The 22,260-nt window shown below is 60.7% G+C and carries 21 protein-coding genes and 1 pseudogene; 5 read left to right on the top strand and 17 right to left on the bottom strand.

Annotation, left to right across the window (positions count from 1 at the left end):
- Position 1: 1 nt before the first annotated feature.
- The 3 genes from QO231_RS23005 to QO231_RS22995 are packed head-to-tail and all read right to left on the bottom strand — an operon-like array spanning position 2 to position 3,716.
- Positions 2-1,093 (bottom strand): putative B6 ABC transporter permease subunit 2, encoded by a 1,092-nt coding sequence (locus QO231_RS23005; protein ID WP_316782005.1) that lies wholly within the window; start codon positions 1,091-1,093, stop codon positions 2-4.
- A complete protein-coding gene (locus QO231_RS23000) occupies positions 1,090-2,691 on the bottom strand; it encodes a putative B6 ABC transporter ATP-binding protein (protein ID WP_449421124.1) in 1,602 nt (533 codons plus the stop codon). The genes QO231_RS23005 and QO231_RS23000 overlap by 4 nt, the downstream gene beginning before the upstream one ends.
- 8 nt (positions 2,692-2,699) lie before the next feature.
- On the bottom strand, positions 2,700-3,716 hold the full coding sequence (locus QO231_RS22995; protein ID WP_316782000.1) for a putative B6 ABC transporter substrate-binding protein: 1,017 nt from the start codon (positions 3,714-3,716) through the stop codon (positions 2,700-2,702).
- Between the two features lie 51 nt (positions 3,717-3,767).
- Between QO231_RS22995 and QO231_RS22990 the strand changes: the two genes are divergently transcribed.
- Positions 3,768-4,223, top strand: coding sequence for a hypothetical protein (locus QO231_RS22990; protein WP_316781998.1), 456 nt, complete (start codon positions 3,768-3,770; stop codon positions 4,221-4,223).
- Between the two features lie 8 nt (positions 4,224-4,231).
- Here the strand turns inward: QO231_RS22990 and QO231_RS22985 are convergent, their stop codons facing one another.
- The 11 genes from QO231_RS22985 to QO231_RS22935 form a co-directional block, all read right to left on the bottom strand.
- Complete coding sequence (locus QO231_RS22985; protein WP_316781996.1) at positions 4,232-5,251, bottom strand: TRAP transporter substrate-binding protein; 1,020 nt, start codon at positions 5,249-5,251, stop codon at positions 4,232-4,234.
- Between the two features lie 32 nt (positions 5,252-5,283).
- Positions 5,284-6,558, bottom strand: coding sequence for a TRAP transporter large permease (locus tag QO231_RS22980; protein ID WP_316781994.1), 1,275 nt, complete (start codon positions 6,556-6,558; stop codon positions 5,284-5,286).
- Positions 6,555-7,076, bottom strand: coding sequence for a TRAP transporter small permease (locus QO231_RS22975; RefSeq protein WP_316781992.1), 522 nt, complete (start codon positions 7,074-7,076; stop codon positions 6,555-6,557). Before QO231_RS22975 ends, QO231_RS22980 begins: the two co-directional genes overlap by 4 nt.
- Positions 7,073-7,987, bottom strand: a complete 915-nt coding sequence (gene fhmpcd1, locus QO231_RS22970; RefSeq protein ID WP_316781990.1) for a 5-formyl-3-hydroxy-2-methylpyridine 4-carboxylate 5-dehydrogenase — start codon at positions 7,985-7,987, stop codon at positions 7,073-7,075. Before fhmpcd1 ends, QO231_RS22975 begins: the two co-directional genes overlap by 4 nt.
- A 29-nt stretch (positions 7,988-8,016) precedes the next feature.
- Positions 8,017-8,619: a glutathione S-transferase family protein gene (locus tag QO231_RS22965; RefSeq protein ID WP_316781989.1), complete on the bottom strand. Its 603-nt coding sequence runs from the start codon at positions 8,617-8,619 to the stop codon at positions 8,017-8,019.
- Positions 8,616-10,562: a TRAP transporter permease gene (locus tag QO231_RS22960; RefSeq protein WP_316781987.1), complete on the bottom strand. Its 1,947-nt coding sequence runs from the start codon at positions 10,560-10,562 to the stop codon at positions 8,616-8,618. Before QO231_RS22960 ends, QO231_RS22965 begins: the two co-directional genes overlap by 4 nt.
- Positions 10,563-10,581: 19 nt before the next feature.
- On the bottom strand, positions 10,582-11,523 hold the full coding sequence (locus tag QO231_RS22955; protein ID WP_316781984.1) for a TAXI family TRAP transporter solute-binding subunit: 942 nt from the start codon (positions 11,521-11,523) through the stop codon (positions 10,582-10,584).
- Between the two features lie 80 nt (positions 11,524-11,603).
- Positions 11,604-11,990, bottom strand: a complete 387-nt coding sequence (locus tag QO231_RS22950) for a RidA family protein (protein ID WP_316781983.1) — start codon at positions 11,988-11,990, stop codon at positions 11,604-11,606.
- A 22-nt stretch (positions 11,991-12,012) separates the two neighbouring features.
- The gene (locus QO231_RS22945) at positions 12,013-13,137 is read right to left on the bottom strand and encodes an LVIVD repeat-containing protein (protein WP_316781982.1); all 1,125 of its coding nucleotides are present in this window, start codon (positions 13,135-13,137) and stop codon (positions 12,013-12,015) included.
- A gap of 45 nt (positions 13,138-13,182) precedes the next feature.
- Complete coding sequence (locus tag QO231_RS22940; RefSeq protein ID WP_316781980.1) at positions 13,183-14,337, bottom strand: cupin domain-containing protein; 1,155 nt, start codon at positions 14,335-14,337, stop codon at positions 13,183-13,185.
- 278 nt (positions 14,338-14,615) lie between these two features.
- The gene (locus QO231_RS22935) at positions 14,616-16,346 is read right to left on the bottom strand and encodes a GMC family oxidoreductase (RefSeq protein ID WP_316781978.1); all 1,731 of its coding nucleotides are present in this window, start codon (positions 16,344-16,346) and stop codon (positions 14,616-14,618) included.
- 77 nt (positions 16,347-16,423) lie between these two features.
- On the opposite strand from QO231_RS22935, the gene QO231_RS22930 reads away from it, so the two are divergent.
- On the top strand, positions 16,424-17,137 hold the full coding sequence (locus QO231_RS22930; RefSeq protein WP_316781977.1) for a FadR/GntR family transcriptional regulator: 714 nt from the start codon (positions 16,424-16,426) through the stop codon (positions 17,135-17,137).
- Between the two features lie 5 nt (positions 17,138-17,142).
- The gene (locus QO231_RS22925) at positions 17,143-18,693 is read left to right on the top strand and encodes a GMC family oxidoreductase (protein ID WP_316781975.1); all 1,551 of its coding nucleotides are present in this window, start codon (positions 17,143-17,145) and stop codon (positions 18,691-18,693) included.
- A 94-nt stretch (positions 18,694-18,787) separates the two neighbouring features.
- Here QO231_RS22925 and QO231_RS22920 read toward each other — a convergent pair whose 3' ends face one another.
- From QO231_RS22920 to QO231_RS22910, 3 genes and pseudogenes are all read right to left on the bottom strand, one after another.
- Positions 18,788-19,957 (bottom strand): M20 aminoacylase family protein, encoded by a 1,170-nt coding sequence (locus QO231_RS22920; protein WP_316781974.1) that lies wholly within the window; start codon positions 19,955-19,957, stop codon positions 18,788-18,790.
- A 3-nt stretch (positions 19,958-19,960) separates the two neighbouring features.
- On the bottom strand, positions 19,961-20,473 hold the full coding sequence (locus QO231_RS22915; protein ID WP_316781972.1) for an L-2-amino-thiazoline-4-carboxylic acid hydrolase: 513 nt from the start codon (positions 20,471-20,473) through the stop codon (positions 19,961-19,963).
- Positions 20,474-20,598: 125 nt separating this feature from the next.
- Positions 20,599-20,727, bottom strand: a pseudogene (locus QO231_RS22910) (transposase); the annotation flags it as partial.
- Positions 20,728-20,928: 201 nt separating this feature from the next.
- Here QO231_RS22910 and QO231_RS22905 point away from each other — a divergent pair.
- Together QO231_RS22905 and QO231_RS22900 are read left to right on the top strand one after the other, a co-directional pair.
- Positions 20,929-21,687, top strand: coding sequence for an energy-coupling factor ABC transporter ATP-binding protein (locus tag QO231_RS22905; RefSeq protein ID WP_316781970.1), 759 nt, complete (start codon positions 20,929-20,931; stop codon positions 21,685-21,687).
- Entirely contained in the window at positions 21,662-22,258 is a 597-nt protein-coding gene (locus QO231_RS22900; protein WP_316781969.1) for an energy-coupling factor transporter transmembrane component T family protein, read from the top strand. Before QO231_RS22905 ends, QO231_RS22900 begins: the two co-directional genes overlap by 26 nt.
- Positions 22,259-22,260 lie beyond the last annotated feature (2 nt).

Raw genomic sequence — 22,260 nt, 5'->3', positions numbered from 1 at the left:
CCTATTGCTCCTTCTGCCGCAGGCGGTGATCGATGTATTCGCCCAATCCCAGGCAGATGAGAAGACTGGCCACCAGAACCAGTGTGAAATCCTGTGGCACGCCCAACCGGCGCGCAGCGCTTTCGCTGCCGATCAGCAGCGCGGAGTAGAAGAACACCAAGACGATCGAGGCGATGCCGTGAAACCGCGCGAGGAATACAAGCGGGATCACCATCAGACCATAGGCAGGGTTCCAGTCCGCCCGCACATTGCCCGCCACGCCCAGAATCTCACTGGCTCCGGCCAGCCCGGCAAAACCCGCCGACAAGGCAAACACCGCCATCGTTAGCAGCGGCACCGAAAGCCCCGCATGCGCCGCCGCATGAGGGTTGGCGCCCACCATCCGCAACCGCAGGCCAAAGGCCGTGCGCGTCATCATCAGGTGCACCACGATGACCGCGATCAGCCCCCAGATCAGCCCGCTTGAGATCGAGGTCTCAAACAGGCGGGGCAAGCGGTCCGCCACAGGCAAGGTGCGCGTCTGTGGCACCGTCGTCGCCGGATCAAGGAACACCAGCTTGACAAGAACACTGGCGAATAGAACCCCCAAAAATGACATCATCAAGGTGGTGATGATCTCGTTCACACCATGATAGGCACGCAGGAGCGCCGGCAGGATCGACCAAAGCGCCCCGACCAGAGCCGCCAGAACGAAACCTATCAACAGGACCAGCCATCCGGGCAGAACCCCGACCAACAATGGCGCCGTGGCCGCCGCAATCACCGCGCCCAGCAGAAACTGGCCATCGGTTCCCAAATTCCAGATCCCGGCGCGAAAGGCGATGATCAGGCTGGCGCAGAGAAACAGCAGCGGCGCCATCCGGGTGGCAGTCTGCTGCAACCCCAGCCCCGAGAACAGCCCACGCTGCAGGACATAGGAGTAGTATTTCAGCGGATCGACCCCCACTAGCAACAGGATCGCCGCCGACAGCACGAGCGCCGCCAGGATCGGGCCCAGCGTCAGCAACGCCACCCGCAGGGCCGGCCGGCGGCGCATGACAGCCGCCTGAACGCTCGTGGTGTCCGGTGTGTCGATTTCATCCGCCATGCTCATGCCGATGCCTTATGGTCCAGGTCTTCGCCTGCCATCAGCCGCCCGATGCGCAGCCGCAGGGTTTCTCCGCCGCCGTCATTGTCCAACGTGCCGCGGATACGGCCACCTTCCATCACCATGATGCGATCAGCCAATGCCATCAATTCGTCCAGATCGGTCGAAATCAGGATCACACCCTTGCCCGCCGCCGCGATCTCGCCGATGCGCTTGCGCGACGCTTCGATGTTCTGCAGATCCAGCCCGTAGGTGGGTTTGTTGAAAACCACGACGCGGGCATTGCCCAACAATTCACGGCCCAAAAGAACCTTTTGGATGTTGCCGCCCGACAACCGGCCAATAGGCGTGGTTTCATTGGGCGTGTGGACCTGGAACTTCCGGATCAGATCGCGGGCATGCTGCGTTATCTGCGCCCTGCGTTCGATACCTCGCACCCAGAACGGAGGCTCGCCAACGTCCTTGAGCACGGTGTTGTCGGAAATCGGGAAGGCACCGATCGATCCTTCACCCAGCCGGTCGTCGGTCAGATATCGCAACCCCACACGGCGTCGCTCGGCCACCTCCGCCGTGGTCACGGTCTTGTTCTGCAATTGCACTTGCCCTTGGGCGACCGGGCGCTGCCCGGCGAGGGCCTCGGCCAACTGTTTCTGCCCGTTGCCATCAATACCGGCAATACCGAGGATTTCACCGGCCCGGACCTGCAACGAGATGTCGTGCAGGCCCATCACGTCCGCGTCACCCTCGGTTTCCAGACCGACGACGTCCAGCAACACCTCGTCCGTGCGGCTGGATCGTCTGCGCTCGGCGTCGCCACCACTGTTGTCGCGTCCGAACATCAGTTGCACGATCTCATCTATCGCCTGCTCTTCGGACAGTGTGGCCAATCGGTCCGGCCCCATCTGTCCAGCGAGCCGCCCTTGCTTGAGCACCGAGATCCGGTCTCCGAACCGGTAGGCCTCACTCAGCTTGTGGGTGATGAAGATGACCGCCAGCCCGCTCTGCACCAGCTTTTGCATCCGCGCGCCCAGTTCTTCGGCGCCTTGCGGTGTCAGCATGGATGTCGCTTCGTCCAGGATCAGGACCCGGCTGTCGCGCAAAAGAGCGCGGGCGATTTCGATTTGCTGTTGCTGGCCAAGCGACAGCTCTCCCGTCAGCGCATCCAGCGGCAGGGACAGCGCGAATTCACGCTGCAACGTGGCCATGCGCTCTTCGATCAACTCGCGATGGGGTCGATTGTACCAGGGTGCCCCCAGAATCAGGTTTTCCAGCACTGTCAGGGTCGGCACCAACATCGAGTGCTGAAACACCGTGCTGATCCCCGCGTCGAGACTGGCAACTGGGCTGGTCAGACGCGCCCGGCTGCCAGCAAGTGTCAGGAACCCCTCGTCCGGTTCCTGCAACCCGGCCAGCATGCCGACCAGCGTAGACTTGCCCGCTCCATTCTCGCCCAGCAGGACGTGCACCTCACCGGTATGAATCGTCAGCGAGACGTCATCCACGGCAATCACTCCGGGAAAACGTTTGGTCACATTGCTCAATCCGATAATACCTGCCCCCGTGTTCGGGGGCAGGTCAGTCGCTTGGGTGGCAAGGCCGCTCATCGCGTTGGTCACTCGGACACGGTCACGAGATCCCGGACCGCCTGCGCGTCAAAGATCGGTTCGAGGCTCAAGTCGCCCGCGACGATCTGGTCCCGCATCGCCATCACCTCGGCCCACGCGGCCTCGTCGACCTGCGGCGTCTTGATCAGCTTGACGCTGTCATCCGCGAGGCTGATCGCATAGCTGCGGGTGCCGAACTTGTCCGCTTTCAGGTCCTCTATCATGGCGGTGTAGACCGGGGTCATGTCCCAGACCACCGAGGTCAGGAAATGGCCCTTGTCCAGCGAAGACTTGTCACCGATCACATCGATGAACAACACGTCCGAACCATCGGTCGCCTTGTTGGATTCCACCGCCTGGATCATGCCAAAGCTCGATCCGTTGCCCTGACCAAAGATGATGTCGGCCCCGGCGGCAATGACACTGGTCGTCACCCGGTTGCCGCCTGCCGCATCGGAATAGGCGGCCGGCCCGATGACCGAATAGAGGATCTTCACGTCCGGGTTTTCGGCCTGCACGCCCTGCGCAAAACCCGCCGACTGCGAGTTCCACGACGGCGGCTCGCCGGACACGACGATCCCGACGGTGCCAGTGGTGGTCATCTTGGCCGCCAGCCGCCCGGCCAGCCATGCCCCTTCGTGCCCCGAAAGGGTGTAATCCGCGACCAGTCCGGGTTTCAGAGCCTCGGGGCTGTCAACGATTGCAACCGGAACCCCGGTTTCTTCGGCGATTTCCGGACCGGCTGTATTGTAGCCACTGGCATGAGCCAGCATCAGGTCGGCCCCTTCGGCGGCCAGTTCGCGCATTGGAGCGCGCACATCCCCATAGCCCAGCCCTTCGGCCACGATGATCTCGACGCCGGTCGCCTCGGCAGCCGCGCGGGCCGCATCGACGCCTTGCTGGTTCCAGCCAAAGTCACTGCCCTGTTCCGGAGTCAGCACGGCTATGGTATCGACATCGGCGGCAAACAGCGCCGTGGCGCTGAAAACCGCGCCAAGCGCCGAGGACATTAAAAGGTTACGCATGGTAAAAGTCTCCCTTGTAGGTTTGGTTGCCGCCCACCGGGGCATCAGCTGATGCACGGAAGACGTTTCTTTCTGGCCCTGTTGGCAGGGCTGACTCCGTTCGGCGCAATTGCCGAAAGCGGGCCTTATTTGCCCTATTCGGGCATTGCTCGCGGCACCGAAGGTACGACCCCGGTCGCCGTCACGATCCGGAACGATACCGGTTCACCGCTCACCTGCCAGGCCGCATTGGCGCATTGGTACTCGGCCGATCTGGGGCGGCTGCCACCGGGCGGCACATTGCCTGTCGGGTTGCATCACGACCCGGAAAATGGCGAAATCAGCCTGCTCAACGACAGCGCCGACCGAATGCCCGTAGAGGCTATTTGGTGTGGCTCGCCCCAGTCTCCGGAAACCGCGCGAACCCGTCTGACCCTGCCCATTCGACGTGGCGCTGCCCCGGCTGCACTGATCTTTGTCTGTACGGTCGAACCGGACGGCACAATCGCCTGTGGGCAGGAGGGCTGAGCCGTGCATCACCCGCCCCGGCGCGCCTGAAGGATCGCGAAAATGCGGTCATGGAGTTCGACCACCTGCGACTGGTCGGCGATCAGGGAACTGCCCAGTTCGGCGAAACCCTGCATCATCGCGACCTGTTGCGCCTCGGGCAGACTGTTGATCTTGCCTCCGGCCTCGGTCCAGGCCGCATTGGCGCGCTCGACGTTCTGCACGCCCCAGGGGAAAACCGTCTGCTCGGCAGCCCGACCCGCTGCGCGGATCGCATCCTGGATCTCTTCGGACTGTTCGGAGAACCAGATTTCGTTGACCAGGGTCAGCGAAACCAGTTGTGACAGGTTCAGGTCCGTGACGTTCTCGGCCGCATCATGGAATTTGAACGCAGTCAGGATCGGCATGCCGGCGAGCATCCCGTCGATGCCGCCCGATTGCAGTTGCGGCATGACTTCGGACAGCGCCAGCGGCGTTGGGTTTGCACCCAGCATCTTCATCGGCTCCATCTGCAACGGCGAAGCAAAAGTCCGGACCTTGAGCCCCTGAAACGCATCCAGATCGGCGACCGGCTCGCGGCTGAGCAGCAATATGGGTGAATTGTAGATCGCCCCGATTACGCGCAACCCCTTGTCCAGAAACAGGGTTTCCAGGTAGTCGCGGAATTCCGCATCGTGGATGACCGCTGCGACCTCGTCCGCATCCAAAAACAGGCCGGGCAGATCGAAGGCCTGAAACCGACCATCGACATTGGTCATGAAAGAGGTTGGCGTGGTGAACGCCTCGATGGTACCCAGCAACACGCCTTCGGACATGCGCGGGATGGCACCCAGCTGGCTGGCCGGATAAATCTCGACCGTAACCGCATCACCGACCCGCGCGGCCATTTCCTTGGCGAATTCCTTCTGCCATTCGTGCTGCACGTCGTTGATGGTTGCACTGGCCAGTTTCATCGTGCTTTGCGCTGCCGCACCTGCGGCCAGCATCATCGCCACCGCCGCAAGCGCGCCTGCGAACCAACCGCGTCGCGTGATCGAGTTCTGTGTCATCTTTCCCTACTCCCTGTCCTGTTCTACTTCCTTCATTTCATTCCCTGCAGCATCCACAGCGACAACGCCGGTATGGTTGTGATCAGTGCCAGCGCCGAAACCTGCACCGCCATGAATGGCAGCACCCCGCGATAGATCTCGCCCGCGCGCACGCCCAAAACGGATTGCGCCACAAAGATGTTCAGCCCGAACGGCGGTGTGAACATGCCGATGGCCAGGTTCACCGTCATGACAACACCGAAGTGAATCGGGTCGATGCCCAGCGACACCGCAATCGGAACCAACAGCGGCGCAAGCACCAGAATGGCCGACGTCGGATCCAGAAAGCAGCCGATGGCCAGCAACAGCATGTTCACCGTCAGCAGGAAGCCAAGCGGCCCCAGCCCCGCCTCTGCGGTGGCCGCGATCAACGCCTGCGGAATGCCCTCGACCGTCAGCACCCAACTGATGACCCCGGCGGCGGCTACCACGATCATGATCTTGGCGGTCAGCATGGCCGACCGCGTCGCGGCCCCAAGCAGGTCGGAGAATGTAATACTGCGATAGACGATCAGCCCCAGGAATGCCGCATAGGCGCAGGCAAAGCCGCCTGCCTCGGTCGGGGAAAAGAACCCGGCGTAGATACCGGTCAGAACCACCACCGGCATGGTCAACGCCCAAACCGCCTGACGGAAGGCAACCCATGCGATCTGGGCACGGAACGCCTGTTCGCGGGGGAGACGGGACAGCAACGCCGAAACCGAGATATAGCCCGCCATCATCATCGCCATCAGGACCCCGGGGATGATACCGGCGATGAACAGCTTGGGAATGGATTGCTCGGCTGCGGCACCATAGAGGATCATGGCGATGGATGGGGGGATCACGATGTCAATCGCCCCGCTCGAGGTGATCAGACCCGCAGCCCGGCGTTGACCATAGCCGTTTGCGATCAACTGAGGATACATGTTGCGCCCGACCGCCGCGACCGCCGCCGCGCTGGACCCGCAAATTGTGCCAATCAGTGTCGAGCCGCCCAGGGCCGCAATGCCCAGAGACCCCGGCAGACGTCCGAACAGCGCCCGCACCAATCCGATCAGCCGATCCGCGATGCCACTGACCGCCATCAGCTCGCCCGCAAAGACAAAGAACGGCAAGGCCAGTAGCGCATAGGCATCCAGCCCGCCAAAAATCGTTTGCTGCAACGCAATCAGCGGTGGCCCGGGAAACAGCAACAGAACCAGGGCCGCGCCACTCAGAAGTGCCACGAAGATCGGGGCACCCAGGGCCGTCAGGAATGCGATGCTGAGACCCAGAACCCAACTCATGTCCGCGTCTCCGCCTTGCCGACGAGCTTGTAGAGGTCCGCGGCCAGCAGTACGGCCGTCACCAACGCAATCCCGGCGAACCCGACAAAGATTGCCGCATGGGGAACGGTCATGGGGACAGCCAGCCCCATGCTGGTCTGCCCGATCATTGCGATACGTTCGATAAAGGCGGCGCTGTGCCAGGCGACGAATCCTGCGATGATCAAAGTCACGAGATCGATGAACAGCCGCAATGCCGTGGCCGCTGTTCCGCTCAAACCTGCGGGCAACAGGTTGATCGACAGATGATCCCGATCCCGCGCCGCCAGGATCGCGCCCAGCATGACGATCCAGATCATTCCATAGACCAGCAATTCGTCTGCCCCGACCAGGGACATCATCCCGCTATAGCGACCAATCGCATTGATCACGTTGAGGGCCACCATGGCGATCAACCCGACACCCAGGCACAGGCGGATGGCCCGGACCAACAGGGATTCGAGACGGACCAAACCCGCAAGAGGCGGCCCAATCGTCATTCTTCACCTTCAAGAACACGGCGCAGGGCAACCAGTTTCCTGCCACGCGCCGCCGGCAGTTCGCGCAATTCATCCTCGGTGTAGGGGAACAGACCCTGACCGGATTTCATGCCCAGATGCCCCTGCGCCGTCTTGTCGGCAACCATAGGCGACACATCCTGTCGATCGCAGAGTTCCTGGTTCAGGAAGCTCGCCACCGAATTGTAGATATCCAATCCAGCCATATCCAGCAGGCGCATCGGTCCGATCGCCGCCAATTTGAAGCCGATGCCCCAGTTGACACAGGTATCCATATCTTCGGCCTCGATGACGCCACTTTCGACCAGATCGACACATTCGCGCAGCAGCGCATAGAGCACGCGATTTTCCACGAAACCGGGAACGTCGCGTTTCAGCACCACCGGCAGCAAGCCCAGATCGCGGATCAGGTCGCGGATTGCGGCAACGGTGCCTGTCGCAGTCTGTTCGCCTCCGATCACCTCGATCATCGGCACGATATGCGGCGGGTTGGACCAGTGCATGCCAACAAAGCGCGCGGGGTTTGTCAGATAGGCCTGGAGTTTCGAGACCGGAATCCCCGAAGTGTCCGACGCGATTATCGTATCGCGACCGATCAGCGGTTCCAAATCCATGTAGAGTTCGGCCTTGGTTTCGATATTCTCGGGCAGGTTCTCGATCACCAGACCGGCGCCCTGAACGGCCTCGGCCAGCGAGTTTGCCATTTTCACCTGGGTGCCCTGATCCGCGATTTCCAATGCGTCCAGCGCAGCCCCAATCATCGGCATCAGGCCCATGGCCCGTTCCTGCGCGGTCGCCGAGATATCATAGCCCGCGACGGAATGACCTCCGCGCGCCAGCCGGGCCGCCATGCCCGGTCCCATGGACCCCATCCCGATGATTGCAATTTTCATAGCGTCGGTCTTCCTTTCGGTCCGCCTGCTCAACCCTGCGTCGCTGCGTCATAGGTCGCGCGGGACTTGATGCGATCAAACCACGCCTCGAGGTTCGGCATTGCCGGGCGATCCAGCGGAAAATTCAGGCAACGGCCGATCACCGGCGCCAGCGCAATATCCGCCAGCGTCAGCTTGTCCAGCGCGAAGAATTCCTTGCCTGCGATGTGCTGATCGAGGATCGCCATCTGCGCATGCAGGTCTTTGATCTGTCCCGCGAATTCCGGCGGCCGTTCACTGGCCTTCAGTTTCGATCCCTTGAACGCAGCAAGGTAGCCGGCGTTCACCGCGGCCAGCAGGAAATCCATCCAGCGCTCTACCTGCGTCGCGTCCGCAGGGGTTGTTCCGGTCAACTGCGGGGCCTGCGTGGCCGCGAGATAGCGCAGGATGGTATTGGATTCCCAGATCACAGTGTCGCCATCGACCAGCGTAGGAACCTTGGCCGTGGGGTTCATGGCCAGGTATTCGTCGGTTTTCGTATTCTCGAACAGGCGGCCATAGTCCTCGCGCTCATACGCAACGCCTGCCTCTTCCAACAGGAACAGGACTTTCTGCACATTGCCGGATGTCTTGCGGCCCAGAACCTTGATCATTTCTGATTTCCTTCATTTGATTTCAGGTTTATTCGGTCATCGCCGCGCGGACGTGGCCGATGGAAAAACAGCGCCACCAGCATGACAACCGCGATCACGTTGCAAACAGCGGCCCAGCCGCCCAGCGTTGCCGGTAACAACAACGCCGCACCCGACACACAGAACCCGGCGCGCTGCAGCCATGATAACATTCCACGCAGGAACCCTGCCGCGCCGATTGCAACCGCCGCGGTTCCGGCCAGTGCGGTAAGTGCCGCCAGCGCTGTTTCAATGAGCGGACCCTGCAACAACAGCGCGGGCGAAAAGGCAAAGAGAACGGGTACGATATAGGCCACCCATGCCAGGCCGACGGCGCAGAAACAGGTGCGCCAGACTCCGCTCTGGGCAATGCGCGCCGCCGTGATCGAAGCCAGTGCCACGGGGGGTGTCAACATCGACATCATGCCGAAGTAAAGAATGAACAGATGCGCCTGAAGCCCGCTCAACCCAACCTCGATCAAGGCCGGGGCCAGCAGAGTGGCGAGCACCACGTAAACGGCAACCGTCGGCATACCCATTCCGAACACGATCGATATCACCGCGACCAGCAACAGAAGGGTCAGCTTGTTGCCACCACTGACGGCGATGGCGTCGGCGGCCACCGAAAACCCGAGGCCGGTCAGGCTGACGAGGCCGATGATCATTCCCGCCGCAGCCGTGATCAACAACAGCGGTGCGGCGGCGCGCCCTGCGGCCACCATTGCGACGGCCAATTGGGCCAGTGTCAGGCGACGGCCATGATAGGGCCGCAGCATGGCCACCACCGCAAGGCTGAGCACGGCCGCCAGAGCGGCCAGTTCAGGGCGCGTCTGTTTGAAGAACAGGACCACGAACATCACGATGAACGGCACAAAGAAATGCGCACCATCCCGGATGGCCCTCCCCAGCGATGGCAAATCTTCGTCACGCAGCCCTGCGATGCCGCGTCGCGCGGCGATCCGGTCCACCTGCATGAACAGGGCAGTGAAATAGAGGATCGCTGGCAGCGCCGCCGCTTTGGCGACTTCGAAATACGGGATTTGCAGGAAGTCCGCCATGACAAAGGCCGCCGCACCCATGACGGGGGGCAGAAGTTGCCCTCCGGTTGAGGCAGCTGCCTCGAGTGCGGCGGCAGTCTCCGGGGGGAGTCCTGTGCGTTTCATAAGGGGAATGGTCACGATACCGGTGCCCGCAACGTTGGACACGGCATTGCCGGAAATCGTTCCGAACAGTGCGGAAGCACCGACAGCGGCCTTGGCACTGCCGCCCCGGTATCGGCCGAACAGCGAAAGGCTGAGCCGGGTCATGTAGTCGCCGCCGCCGGACAGGCGCAGCAATTCGCCAAACAGGATGAAGGGGATCACGATCTGCACCGCCACCCGCAGGGGCAGGCCCAGGATCGAGTTCGGATCGGCCAGCATGTAGACCGCCCACCGGTCCGCCTGTGTTGTGGGCAGGCCCAGAAACCCGCCCCAGATGGCGAGCGCGGAAAAGACCAGGACGATGAGCACGATGGCCAGCCCCAGCTGTCGCCAGACAAACAACAGAACACCGCCGATGACCGCAAAGCTGATCACTACCAGCCAGGTGGGTCGCATCATCGACAGCACCTGCAATTGCGGAAACCGCCACGCGATCACGCCCAGGGCGGCGAGTAGCCCCAGCCCGACAAACAGCCCAAGGGCCGCCCGCCGCCAGGCCGGGCCTTCAGCAGAGAGTGCGATCCCCGCCAGTGCGAGCGACAGACCCAGGGCAAGGGCCAGCGGCTGCTCCTGAAACAGGGCGAGGCCGAACTTGCCCGGCACGTCGAGAACCCAGCCCAACGAAACCGCCACCAGGACAACCGCCAGCGCCGCACCCAAACCGGTCAGGGACCGCGAGAGGGCGTCGGAACGGACCGTGTCCGGGTGAGCGGGGGTAGTCATTCCCGAATATCTCCCGCGATCATTCGCTGCCCAGAACCGCCTGGGCGGCCGGATGATGCGGCAAATCATAGCTGCGCCCCAATGCCTCGGGCGTCAGGGCGGACAACACCTTGTACTTGGCCGCGATCTCGTCCGCGTTATCACGCAGCGTCGCGGCGATTCTCGCCACGGTTTCATCATCCAGCCCGGCCCGTGCGACCAGAACATAGTCATAGGCCATCACCTGTGTATCGGATCCGATCCCGACGATACCGGCATCACCGGACACCGGCAGAACGTAGGCTTCTGGCGCCACCGCCTGCATGCGCGCAACGGCTTCGGGATCATCATCCAGCGGCAACCACGCGATCCCGCCCAGGGCGGCATCCGCCTCGACAACCTTGCCCGCACGCAGCGCAAACAGGGTTGCATCGACCTTGCCGTCGATCAGTGCAGCCACTCCCGCACCGACGCTTGTGACAGGCACCCGGGTGACATCATCGCCCGTTAGCCCGCCATTGGCCAGAACCCCTTCGACATAGGGCTGCAGGCTGGCCTGCGCCGGCAATCCCCACGCCACCTTGCGGCCCTTGAGGTCCGCGATCGATGAGATGCCGCTGTCCTTGGCCACCATAAGGGCAACGGGGCTGGGCAAGAGCGGCGCGATGATACGCAGTTGATCCTGCGCCAAACCCTCGAACGGTCCCTTGCCGCGTACCGCGTCGCCCAGATCGGGCATCACAACTGCCGCAATGTCCAGATCACCGGAGCCCAGAAGCGGCAGGAAGGCGGTCGCGCCACCAAAGGACTGTACACTGGCGTCAAGCCCTGCCCGTTCGGACAGCTCCTGCGCCAAGGCCGCGTTGACACCATAATTCTGCGACCCCTGCTGACCCGCACCAAAACGCAGATCCTGCGCCGATACCGTCGTGGCGAGGCCAAGACAAACCGCTGCTGCGGCAAAATTCGCAAATCTGGTCATTTCAATCTTCCCTGTTGGTTGAAGTAACTTTGTGCATGTCAGGGCGGGATTTTTCCCTTGCCCCGAAAAACCTGTGGCCGTCAGAGGGGCTTGTAGATGATGGCCTCCATCTCGATCAGGACGTTGATGGCGGCACTGCCCTGAACGGTTGTCCGGGCCAGAACCGCGCCGTCGAAATGTTTCTTGAAAACAGCGTTGTACCGCCCGAAATCTCGCATGTCCTCGAGATAGGTCGTGACCCGGCAGACATCCTGCAGGGTGGCACCTTCTTCGGCGATCAGGCGTTCAATGGTCTTGATCGTACCTTCGGTTTCGATCTCGATCGACCCGGTGATCATGTTGCCGTCCGCGTCCTTGGACACCTGTCCGGAGACATAGATGTAGTCCCCGGCCCGAACCGCCGGATGAAACGGCAGGTTCGGGTTCTTCTTGCCGATGGCATAATGTTTGTCGGATTTCTTGGTCATGTCGGTCTTTCGTGAGTGGTGGTTAGAAAACGGTGGTTTCGATAATGTCGACACCGTTGACACGGTCGATCAGGTAGATGATGCCGCGATCATCAATGGTCACATCGTTGGAGGACGGCCGTGCTGCGCCCGGAGCCGCGTCGGGCAGGAAATGCCCCACTTCGGTCGGATTGAACGGATCAGCAATATCCACGAGGCGCAAACCCTGCGCGAACCATGCAAATGGGATGATTGTGCCCGAGACACGTTCGGATGGCTGATGGCAGCCCGTCATTGGCTCTTGTGGGCGGCCATCAACGTCCAATCCGGGCACCTGCCAGGTTGAAATCGGGGTCGGGACGGTTTCGTCTGTGATGTCGTAGATCCAGGTAAAGGCCGGAGGCGAGGGGTACAGCTTGGCGACATCTTCGTCCGCCACGACCATGATATCACGGCCCCTGATTGGCATTGCCATCGGCAGGCAGGTGTGGGTCGGGTGCGGAAAGGCCGCGCTGGTATTGAACCGCGAAACCAGCTTGGGGCTCGTCATGTCCGAAATATCGAGGATAAACAGCCCTTCGTGCCAATAGCTGACGTACAACCGGTTGCCACGCCGGATCGGATGATGACAACGCGGCGATACACCGTGCAGCCAGTTGCCCTCTTCGCCACCAGCCACATGCTGCCCGGGAATCCACCAGCGCCCGATCTCGACCGGGTTGGTCGGATCGATCAGATCCAGGATCATGACAATGTTGCCGACATACCCATCCGCCGTGGGCGAGATATAGGCATAGCGACCGTCGAAATCATAGCGATGCACACCGCGTCCACCGGTGGTCCATTTGCCGATCATCCGGGGCTCGGCCGGTTTGGTCACATCATAGACTGCCAGCCCGCCGCCGAACTTCCAGTCGCCATCGGGGCCCAGTTTTTCATGGTTCACCACCATGATCCCGTCGGAGGAAGCGCGCACCTTGTGTGAATGCCACCCATCGGGAACGTCGATACGCGCGATCACTCTGGGATCGCGCGGGTCCGCCACATCGACAATCGTCGTGCCACTGGGATTGCGCATATGCCCGATGAACAGCGTTGTGCCCTCGACCCAGACCTGACCGCCACCGGGACAGTCGACATGAGACAGCAGTTTCGTGTTGTGTGTCATACCCATCTCAGTGCCCCGAGTCCCGTCCATGGATCACCGCGAGTTTCACAGGTACCGCACCACGTCGCCGGCGGCGGTCTCGCCCCAACGCTTGTAGAGCGACAGCTTCTTCAGAGTGGGTTCGTCGCTGGCAACAAAGAGATAGACTGGCTGGCTGTCGGATCCGTTGTGATGTTCGCACCATGCGCCGCCCGGCACCGCCAAGGTATCAAACTGGTTCCAGTCATAACGCTCGCCATCGATGATCGAATATCCGGTTCCCTCGAACGGCGCGACCAGCAGGCTGGCGGTCTGGCGCGATGGCAGGGTCTTTTCGCCGGGGCGCAGCATCTGGGCAAAGAAAGTGATGGTCTTGAATACGGATTCTCCGCGCGTCGGGTCGGTGTACTCGACCATCAGCGCCTCGTGGGGGTCGCCGTCGATATCCTTGAACCGATCGAAAATCTCCATCATCGCTTCCCAGCGATAGACGTACATCGGCGAACTCAACCCGCCGCCGCGCATGTTGTCGACCCATCGCGGCAGCAATCCGCCCTGCCCGTATGTCGCCGCCGAATAGTCAGATGGATACCTGGCGGACTGGATCTTTTTCTGAACTTCGACACCATCTTCGATCTCGGTGTAGTTATGATCGAAATGGATCGCGTTCAGGGTCTCGACCAGCGGCAAATCCAGAACCGAAAGGTTCACCGCCTGTTCGTCCCCCACGGTGCCATGGTTGTGCCAGGCGTCATTGGGCGTCAGCACCATGTCTCCGGGCCCGAACACAACGTCTTCGCCCTCGACCCCGGTGAAATTGCCCTTACCGGTCAGCCCGAAGCGAATGGCGCTCGGGCTGTGCTTGTGCGGCGGCATGATTTCGTTGGGATCATTCAGGCGATAGGCCGTGTACATCGTCGAGACCGTCGCGCGCTTTGGCGTGAGTCCCGGGTTCACCAGAACCAGCGAGCGGCGCTCGCTGTCATCCATGCTGATCAGTTCAGCCGAAGTCTTGAGCAGAGGCGCGATGTCTTCCGCATAGCTCCAGTGGTAGGGAATCGCGCGGGACGTCGCCATCAACTGGCGAACCTCGTCATTCGTCACATCATCCGACGTCGCCCAGAACGGAAACATATTGCGCGCCGAAATGCTGTCATACATGTCGCGCAGCGCCTTTTCCTTGTTGCTTAGTGAACGTGTTCCGGTCGCATCAGAAGGCATCGATCAATTCCCTGGATTCTACGATTCTGCCCTCACGTTAGCATGACAAATTACCATTACAAGCATTTTGGTCTTTTTTTGGTTCTGCTCGCGAAGTCGAATCCGACATCCCGGCGTTCGGGCGTACATTTACCTCATCATCATATTTTTATGGACATCAGCATCACATTACGCACTTCCGAACAGTGTCGCTCAGCCCACAGGCGTGTCAATTAGACCAAATCTGCCATTTTGGTCACCACTATCCAGAGGAACAACCCACCTTCACTTGGCTGCGGTCAGGCCACCTTTCCCTGGATCAAATCCGCCGCCCGTTCTGCAATCATCAACACAGCCGCGTTGATGTTGCCGTTTGGCAGATCCGGCATCACCGACGCGTCGACAATGCGCAATCCAGATACGCCCTTGACCAACAGATCCGGCGTCACGACACTGTTCTCGTCGGCCTCATCCCCCATGCGACAGGTTCCGGCGGGGTGATGCACCGTAATTGCCGTTTTGCGGATGTAGGCATCTACGGCCTCGCGAGATATACAATCCTTCCCGGGCGCTGTTTCGGTCTTGATGAAGGGTGCCATGGCCGATGTGCCCGCAAGGTCGCGGGCGATCTCAAACGCCTCGCGAACAACTTGCCAATCATGATCCACCGACAAAAAGTTCTGCTGGATTCTGGGCGCTTCGGCCGGATCATCCGAGCGCAACGTGACTTGCCCGCGCGCCTCGGGTCGGGTCAGGACCAACCGGGTTGCAAAGCCATCCTGAAATGGCTGCCGGAATGGTTTCATGTAAGGCCAGGATGCAAGCGGAGCCGCGGTGAACAGAATCTGGATATCCGGTACGTCGGTCGCAAGAGAGCTGCGCAGAAACGCCGTAATGCCTCCGGGAACGTCTCCCGAAAACCCATTTCCCGTCAGATAGGTTCGCGCCAGATCGGGAACGATCCGATCATAGCGCATCATCGAATGAAACGGGCCGGGCTCCTTGCGGTCATACATCAGAATGATCGACGCATGATCCTGGAGATTGCGCCCCACGCCCCGCAACGGAACAGCCGTGCGGATACCGTGAGACGCCAGGTCCTCAGGGTCTCCAATGCCAGAAATCATCAATAATTGCGGGGTGTTGATCACTCCCGCGGTCAGGATAGTCTCTTTGGCGGCTTGCATGGTGACGACCTTGTTTCCCTTGCGATATCGCACACCGGACGCGCGCGCGTCTCGTATCTCGATCCGCTCTGCCAGCGCCCCGGTCACCACGGTCAGGTTCGACCGTTTGAGAGCCGGGCGCAGATATGCATTGGCCGTGCTGGCCCGCCGACCCCGGTGGATAGACATCTGCAACCTGGCAAAGCCCTCCTGGCGCTCGCCGTTGTAGTCATCTGTCCAGCCATGCGCGCTGCGCCCTGCCTCGCCAAAGGCGTCGACCAGCGGATCTTCATATGCACAGAACTGGGTGCCCAACGGCCCCACCCCACCACGCCAGGCATCTGAGCCACCCGCCCAGCTTTCCTGTCGCTTGAAATATGGCAGTACCGACTCCGGACCCCATGCCGCCATGCCGCTGGCCTTTGCCCAGCGTGCAAAATCACCGCGATTGCCCCGCACATAGGCCATGGCATTTGTGGAGGAACACCCCCCGATCACCCGACCACGCGCACACTCCACGGCGCGCCCATCCACAGCGTCTTCGGGTTCGTAGAAATATCCCCAGTCGTGGCGTCGCTCCTTGAAGATCATCCCCCAACCCAGCGGAATATGGATCAACGGATCGCGATCCCACCCTCCTGCTTCAAGCAACAGGACGCGGTCGGTCCCGTCGGCGCTCAACCGATTGGCGAGGACACAACCCGCAGACCCAGCCCCGACGATGATGTAGTCATACTCCAAACCCACGCTCCCGTAATCTTCGGTGCAGAATCTCCGCGCATTCAGCTTGCGAAACCTGAACCTGCCCGAACGATCCATCTTGAGACCATTTCTGTCAATGGTCTTGATCTTTGGTTGAGCCATCGTTACCAAGAGAACACTAGTCTGCTGCGTCGCGAAGCGCTGCGCAGTATTACGGTATATAACAGCTAGGTGGCCGATTGCCTCAAGATGCAACAAACCCCGACGGCGCAGACGCACGAAATCTGTCGCCTGACGCGCTCAAGGAACTGCTGTTGGAGATGGGAGGTCCAGATCAGGACCTGCCATCCGAGCGCCAACTCTCAAGCGATCTCAACGTGCCGCGGTCGCGATTGCGGCGGGTACTGGCCGAATTGCGCGCCGAAGGCGAACTGCCTCCGGCACAGGTCGGACGCAAATCGAGCCGCCGGGACAATTCCCATATCGACGATCTGGTCAGCGTTGCCAATCCGACTGACGTCATTGAATTGCGCATGATCCTTGAGCCGCAATTTGCCCGCCTCGCGGCAATCCGGGCGGCAGGCAATGACATCAAGCGCATCCAGCGTCATGTTGAAAGCCGCAGGGGTGACGACTATGGAGCGGCGGACCTCGCCTTTCACCGCGAACTGGCCCGCGCTTCGCGAAATCCGCTGGCGCAGGAATTGTACGATCTGTTGCGTCAGGTCGGCACCGACAGCCGCGTTCGGCTGGCCCAGACCAGCCCACCCTGCCCCAAGCGCCGCGCGGAACGGGACAAGGAACACCAACAGATCGCGCAGGCCGTGGCCGAACGCGACCCGGATCGCGCAGAGGCCCTGATGCGCGCGCACCTGGTCAACGTACGCCGGGTGATCGAGATGAGGATGCAGACATTTACCGCTGCTGATCCCGCCGAAATGACACGGCAATAGGTGAGATGGCCGACATCTGCGACGTGATCATCGTGGGTGCCGGATCTGCAGGATGTGTTCTGGCCAACCGGCTGAGCGAACACACTGACCTGCACGTAATGCTGATAGAGGCCGGCGGGGAACCCGACGATCCGCGCATCGCCGATCCATCGGCCTGGTCATTGTTGCAGGGATCGCCGGTGGATTGGGCCTTCCGAACCGTGCCGCAGCCCGGCCTTGCGGGCCGGATCGAGGATTGTCCGCGCGGCAAGGTGATTGGCGGATCCAGTGCCATCCATGCAATGGGCCACATGCGCGGGCACCCCGGCGATTTCGATAGCTGGGTCGCATCCGGCGCGACCGGATGGGACTACGATACGCTCTTGCCTTACTTCATGCGGTCTGAAACCTCGCCCTTCGCCGATTGCCCCGGGTACGGTGCGAACGGGCACTTGCCGCTGCAACAACCGACAACACCCCACCCCCTGACACTGGCCCATATCAAAGCAGGTGCCGAATTGGGTCTGCCACGTCTGCGCGATCACAATGGCAGGCAAATGGCGGGGGTCACGCTCAACACAATGACCATCCGAGACGGTCGGCGCGTCAGCGTTGCCGATGCCTACCTTGATTTTCGTGTGAGAGCTCGACCAAATCTGGCAATTCACACGACGCACCTGGTAGATTGCGTGACCTTTGACACCGCCGGTCGCGCCAGCGGCGTCAGGATGGACACGGGTTCGACCTATCACGCTCGATTTGGCGTGATCCTTGCCGCCGGCGCCATTGCGACACCCGCGATCTTGATGCGATCCGGGTTGGGCCCCGGCGACAATCTTGCAGCCTTGGGTATCAAAGTGCGGCGAAATCTGCCGAAGGTGGGCGCCAATTTACAGGACCATCTCTTGTCCGGTGGCAACCTATACAGGGCGGCACAGTCGATTCCGATGACGACAACACAACATTCCGAGGCAATGACATATATACCGACCACCGGGCAGAACTCAGCGGCCCCTCCCGAATTGGTGGTCGGGGTGACGACTGTGCCATTGGTCTCCGCCGGTCTTGCTGATCGTGCGCCGGTACTTGAACTGGGCGAGGGGTATTGCCTGATGTTTGGCATCACGCATCCGCGCAGCCGGGGTAAAGTAACTTTGACCTCCGCCAATCCCACGAAACCCCCACGGATCGATCCGCGCTACTTGCAACATTGCGAGGACCGGCAACTGTTTGTCGAAGCCCTGGGTTGGGCGCGACGGCTGGGCGCAACTTCGGCTTATGCTGCTTGGCGCGCAGAAGAACTGTTACCAGGCCCGGGTGATCTACAAAGCGCGGCGACGGTCGAGGCTTTTATCGCTCGCGCTGCGATCACACATCACCACCCTGTCGGAACGGCGCGCATGGGCCAAGACGATGATGCACCGGTGAAGCCTGACCTCACCGTTGATGGAGTTGATCGATTGTTCGTTGTCGATGGCTCCATTTTTCCAAACCTGACCACCGGTCCTGTGAATGCCGCCATCGTCGCAGTTGCAGAACGAGGCGCAGATTTGATTCGCAGTGCAACACTGAAATGATGATGCGAACGAGCCTACATAAGCTTGCTAGATCCCGACCACACCGTCCGCCCGCAAACGCCTTGCAGACCAGTTTTGAACCAACCGGCTGCTGTCACGCCAAGGGCAACCGCTGCCGCACCAATGTTGTCCAATAGGAGCATCCCCAGGGGATCACGTCGTCATTGAAATCGTATTCCGGATGGTGCAGCCCTGCCGAGGATCCGTTGCCTACGTTTATCATGGCCCCGGGCACTTCGTTCAACATGAATGAAAAATCCTCGCCCCCCATGATTGGCGGCATGTCCACGCAAACCTTGTCCATACCTGCGACCTCTTGTGCCGCAGCGGCAGCCAACTCCGTTTCCCGGGCGTGGTTCACGGTCACGGGGTAATGGCGAACATAGTCCAAGTTTCCGACGCCGCCGAACCCGGCGGCGATATGCTCCACCAGGCGCGACAACTGGGCCTCGACATGATCACGCACTTCTTCGCGCAACGTGCGCACCGTCCCGGTCAACTCAATCGCCTGTGGCACGACGTTGAACGCATTGCCCGCATGGATCGTGCACAGGGAAACCACCGCGCTGTCCAGCGGATCGACAGTGCGCGAAACAACGGTCTGGATCGCCTGGATCAGCGCGGCAGCGACGGGCAAGGGATCGATCGTGTCGTTGGGCCGCGCGGCATGACCGCCACGGCCGGTCACTGTGATCCTGACCTCGTCCACCGCAGCCATGATCGGGCCCGGAGCGATGGTGAATTCGCCCACCGGCAGGTTCGGGCGATTGTGCATCCCGTAAACCTCGTTGCAGGGCCAACGCTCAAACAGCCCGTCGTCGATCATCGCCTTGGCCCCTGCTCCGCCTTCCTCGGCGGGCTGGAAGATCACGATGACAGTGCCATCAAAGGCGCGGGTTTCGGCAAGCTGGCGCGCGGCCCCCAACAACATGGTGGAATGCCCGTCATGGCCGCAGGCGTGCATTTTCCCCGGCACAAGCGAGGCCCAGGGCTTGCCGGAGGTTTCGTCAATCGGCAGCGCGTCCATGTCCGCCCGCAAGCCGATCATGCGACCCTTTGTGTCGGTCTGGCCATGGATCACCCCGACAACGCCGGAGCGCCCGATCCCTTCGATAACCTCGTCCACACCGGCGGCGCGCAGCGCAGTCGCAACAGAAGAGGCTGTGCGGGTCACATCATAGAGCAGTTCCGGATTCTGGTGCAGATCCCGGCGAAAGGCGGTCAGGCTTTCGATTTCCTTGGCGACCCAGTTTTCAACGGCCATGGTTCAGGTGTCCTTCTTCTTCATGCGATAGCGAAAATCGCAGTGGCTGGCGCCCTTCATGATCGTCTGGGTGCGGGTCAGCTCGATCTCCGGATTGTAGCCGATGCAGAAATCACCGTCGCGATTACATGACAGCAGGTGCCCGATGTCGCCCAACCCCATGTCCCGGTACATCTCGGAATACCGGCAGCGGGTCACGTTGAAATCCATCTTGTCCTCGGACAGTTCGATGTTCTCGATCTGCAACGCGTCTTCGCGGGTCCAGTTGGGCTGGATCGCGGCAAAGTCGTTCAGATCCGGCGGGCTGCCCAGATCTTCGGCAAGCTGCTTGCCCTGCTCGATCGCCGAGCGGGAACAGGTTTCGCCGATCACCGCCTCGGCCTCTTTGCGGCTGCTGCGTTCGGTGATGACTTCCAGCACATGCGCAAGGATCATCGCCTCGATCCTGCGGCGCAGCAGGATCGGGATGTCGTTGATATCCATGCCTTCGGTTTTTGGGGTCTCGGTGGTGCTCATCGGAATCTCCTCAGGCTTTGCGGCACAGCATGTTCTAGGGGGCATCCCCTGGACGCAAGCTTTCACTCGCGCTGCTCGCCTCCCGACGTTAATCATATCTTATGGCTGGTGTTGTCAAATTTTCAGCGCCGAAACTGGCGGGAAACGCTCAACCATTTGCCAAACTCCTCGGGCAGGTCCCGCCACGGCGTTCCAGTTCATGCTATCCAGAAAGACCCGTCAGGAACAATGCGGTGATTGGTCGGGCTGCGCCCGGCAGATTGTATCGCCTCTATCAGTTGCTCCCGGCTCAGCAGATGCAAAGAGTAGCTCGGATCAGTCCGATCCTGTCCAACAAATGGGGAGTAGCTCAGAGGCGGAAGCTACGGAAAGTGTAGAGGTCGGCTTTGCATTTTTTCAAAGCGACAGCTAAGCGTCACTTGCGGTTCGAGCTGAGGCTTTGATGAGAGATGGAAATGCAAACGAACGTGTTGGTTTCGGACATCGGTGGTCAGACGGCAACGCTTGAAATGACGGATGTTTCGTTCTTCCGGGAGGGAAACATGGTCTTGAAAGATATTGGCTTTTTGGTGCGCGAGAAGCGGATTGGTATCGTGGGCAGGAACGGATCGGGGAAAACAACCCTTGCGCGGATACTGTCCGGTCTGGCGGTTCCGGATCAGGGGCGGGTTCGTATCTGCGGTGTTGACGTTGCCAAAGATCGAAAGGCAGCGCTTCGGACGGTCGGGATCATGTTTCAGAACCCGGATCATCAGATCATCTTTCCGACCGTCGAAGAAGAGCTTGGTTTTGGCCTGCTTCAGATGGGTCATTCAAAACCTGAAGTGGAGCAGCAAGTATCCGGTGTTCTTGACGATTTCGACAAGAACCATTGGGCGAAAGCTTCGATTCACCAGCTTTCGCAAGGGCAAAAACAACTGGTTTGCCTGATGGCGATCATCGTCATGAAGCCGAAAGTCGTCATTTTGGATGAGCCATTCTCAGGTTTGGATATTCCGACGCGATTGCAGCTGACGCGCTATTTTGATCGTATTGATGCCGCTTTGATCCACATTTCTCACAGCCCGGAGAGTTTGCAAAGCTATGAGCGCGTTATTTGGCTGGACAAGGGGCAGATCAGGCAGGACGGCCCTGCCTGTGCAACTTTGACCGATTTCAGCAGGCAGATGAATGATGTAGGAGGTCTGGATGATATCTCTGACCTCACCGGTTGAAACATGGGCGCATCGCTGGCCCGCAGGCATCAAACTAGGGGCCCTGTGCGGTGCCACGGTTGTTCTTTTCTCGCAAGAAGCGCTCGCGTTTCACGCGTTGGTGTTTGCGGGATGTCTCTTGCTCTATTGCTTGCCTGGTGCAGTGTTTTTCAAGTCCGGCATAAGGCGGCTTGTGGCCCTGTGGCCGTTTGTCGCTCTGATCCTGATCTGGCACGTGGTGACCGGGGCCGAAGTCGAAGGCCTGGTCGTGACACTGCGGCTTCTGTCTGCGGTGGCACTGGCAAATCTTGTCACCATGACCACCAGGCTTTCACAAATGATCGAAGTCATAAAGTGGCTGTCAGCGCCGTTGAGGAAGATTGGATTGAACACCCGTGCGCTTGAAATCGGTATTGCGCTGGTCGTCCGGTTCACGCCAGCCCTCATCGAGAAAGGCGGGCAGCTTGCGCAATCCTGGTCTGTCCGATCACACAAGAAACCAAGCTGGAAAATCGTCATGCCATTCACAGTGCTGGCAATTGACGACGCAGAACACGTTGCCGATGCGCTGAAGGCGCGCGGTGGCCTCTAACC

The organism is Sedimentitalea todarodis, from assembly GCF_032595355.1.
Taxonomy (GTDB): Bacteria; Pseudomonadota; Alphaproteobacteria; order Rhodobacterales; family Rhodobacteraceae; genus Sedimentitalea; species Sedimentitalea todarodis.
This window is presented reverse-complemented; position numbering and strand designations above follow the sequence as displayed.

Bases quoted from the DNA above. Each gene is read 5' to 3' on its own strand.
- QO231_RS22915 (WP_316781972.1), bottom strand. From the start codon at position 20,473: ATGAGCACCACCGAGACCCCAAAAACCGAAGGCATGGATATCAACGAC.
- QO231_RS22940 (WP_316781980.1), bottom strand. From the start codon at position 14,337: ATGCCTTCTGATGCGACCGGAACACGTTCACTAAGCAACAAGGAAAAG.
- QO231_RS22980 (WP_316781994.1), bottom strand. From the start codon at position 6,558: ATGAGTTGGGTTCTGGGTCTCAGCATCGCATTCCTGACGGCCCTGGGT.
- QO231_RS22990 (WP_316781998.1), top strand. From the start codon at position 3,768: ATGCACGGAAGACGTTTCTTTCTGGCCCTGTTGGCAGGGCTGACTCCG.
- QO231_RS22950 (WP_316781983.1), bottom strand. From the start codon at position 11,990: ATGACCAAGAAATCCGACAAACATTATGCCATCGGCAAGAAGAACCCG.
- QO231_RS22900 (WP_316781969.1), top strand. From the start codon at position 21,662: ATGATATCTCTGACCTCACCGGTTGAAACATGGGCGCATCGCTGGCCC.
- QO231_RS22995 (WP_316782000.1), bottom strand. From the start codon at position 3,716: ATGCGTAACCTTTTAATGTCCTCGGCGCTTGGCGCGGTTTTCAGCGCC.
- QO231_RS23000 (WP_449421124.1), bottom strand. From the start codon at position 2,691: ATGAGCGGCCTTGCCACCCAAGCGACTGACCTGCCCCCGAACACGGGG.
- QO231_RS23005 (WP_316782005.1), bottom strand. From the start codon at position 1,093: ATGAGCATGGCGGATGAAATCGACACACCGGACACCACGAGCGTTCAG.
- QO231_RS22920 (WP_316781974.1), bottom strand. From the start codon at position 19,957: ATGGCCGTTGAAAACTGGGTCGCCAAGGAAATCGAAAGCCTGACCGCC.
- QO231_RS22935 (WP_316781978.1), bottom strand. From the start codon at position 16,346: ATGGCTCAACCAAAGATCAAGACCATTGACAGAAATGGTCTCAAGATG.
- fhmpcd1 (WP_316781990.1), bottom strand. From the start codon at position 7,987: ATGAAAATTGCAATCATCGGGATGGGGTCCATGGGACCGGGCATGGCG.
- QO231_RS22925 (WP_316781975.1), top strand. From the start codon at position 17,143: ATGGCCGACATCTGCGACGTGATCATCGTGGGTGCCGGATCTGCAGGA.
- QO231_RS22965 (WP_316781989.1), bottom strand. From the start codon at position 8,619: ATGATCAAGGTTCTGGGCCGCAAGACATCCGGCAATGTGCAGAAAGTC.
- QO231_RS22985 (WP_316781996.1), bottom strand. From the start codon at position 5,251: ATGACACAGAACTCGATCACGCGACGCGGTTGGTTCGCAGGCGCGCTT.
- QO231_RS22975 (WP_316781992.1), bottom strand. From the start codon at position 7,076: ATGACGATTGGGCCGCCTCTTGCGGGTTTGGTCCGTCTCGAATCCCTG.
- QO231_RS22945 (WP_316781982.1), bottom strand. From the start codon at position 13,137: ATGACACACAACACGAAACTGCTGTCTCATGTCGACTGTCCCGGTGGC.
- QO231_RS22955 (WP_316781984.1), bottom strand. From the start codon at position 11,523: ATGACCAGATTTGCGAATTTTGCCGCAGCAGCGGTTTGTCTTGGCCTC.
- QO231_RS22960 (WP_316781987.1), bottom strand. From the start codon at position 10,562: ATGACTACCCCCGCTCACCCGGACACGGTCCGTTCCGACGCCCTCTCG.
- QO231_RS22905 (WP_316781970.1), top strand. From the start codon at position 20,929: ATGCAAACGAACGTGTTGGTTTCGGACATCGGTGGTCAGACGGCAACG.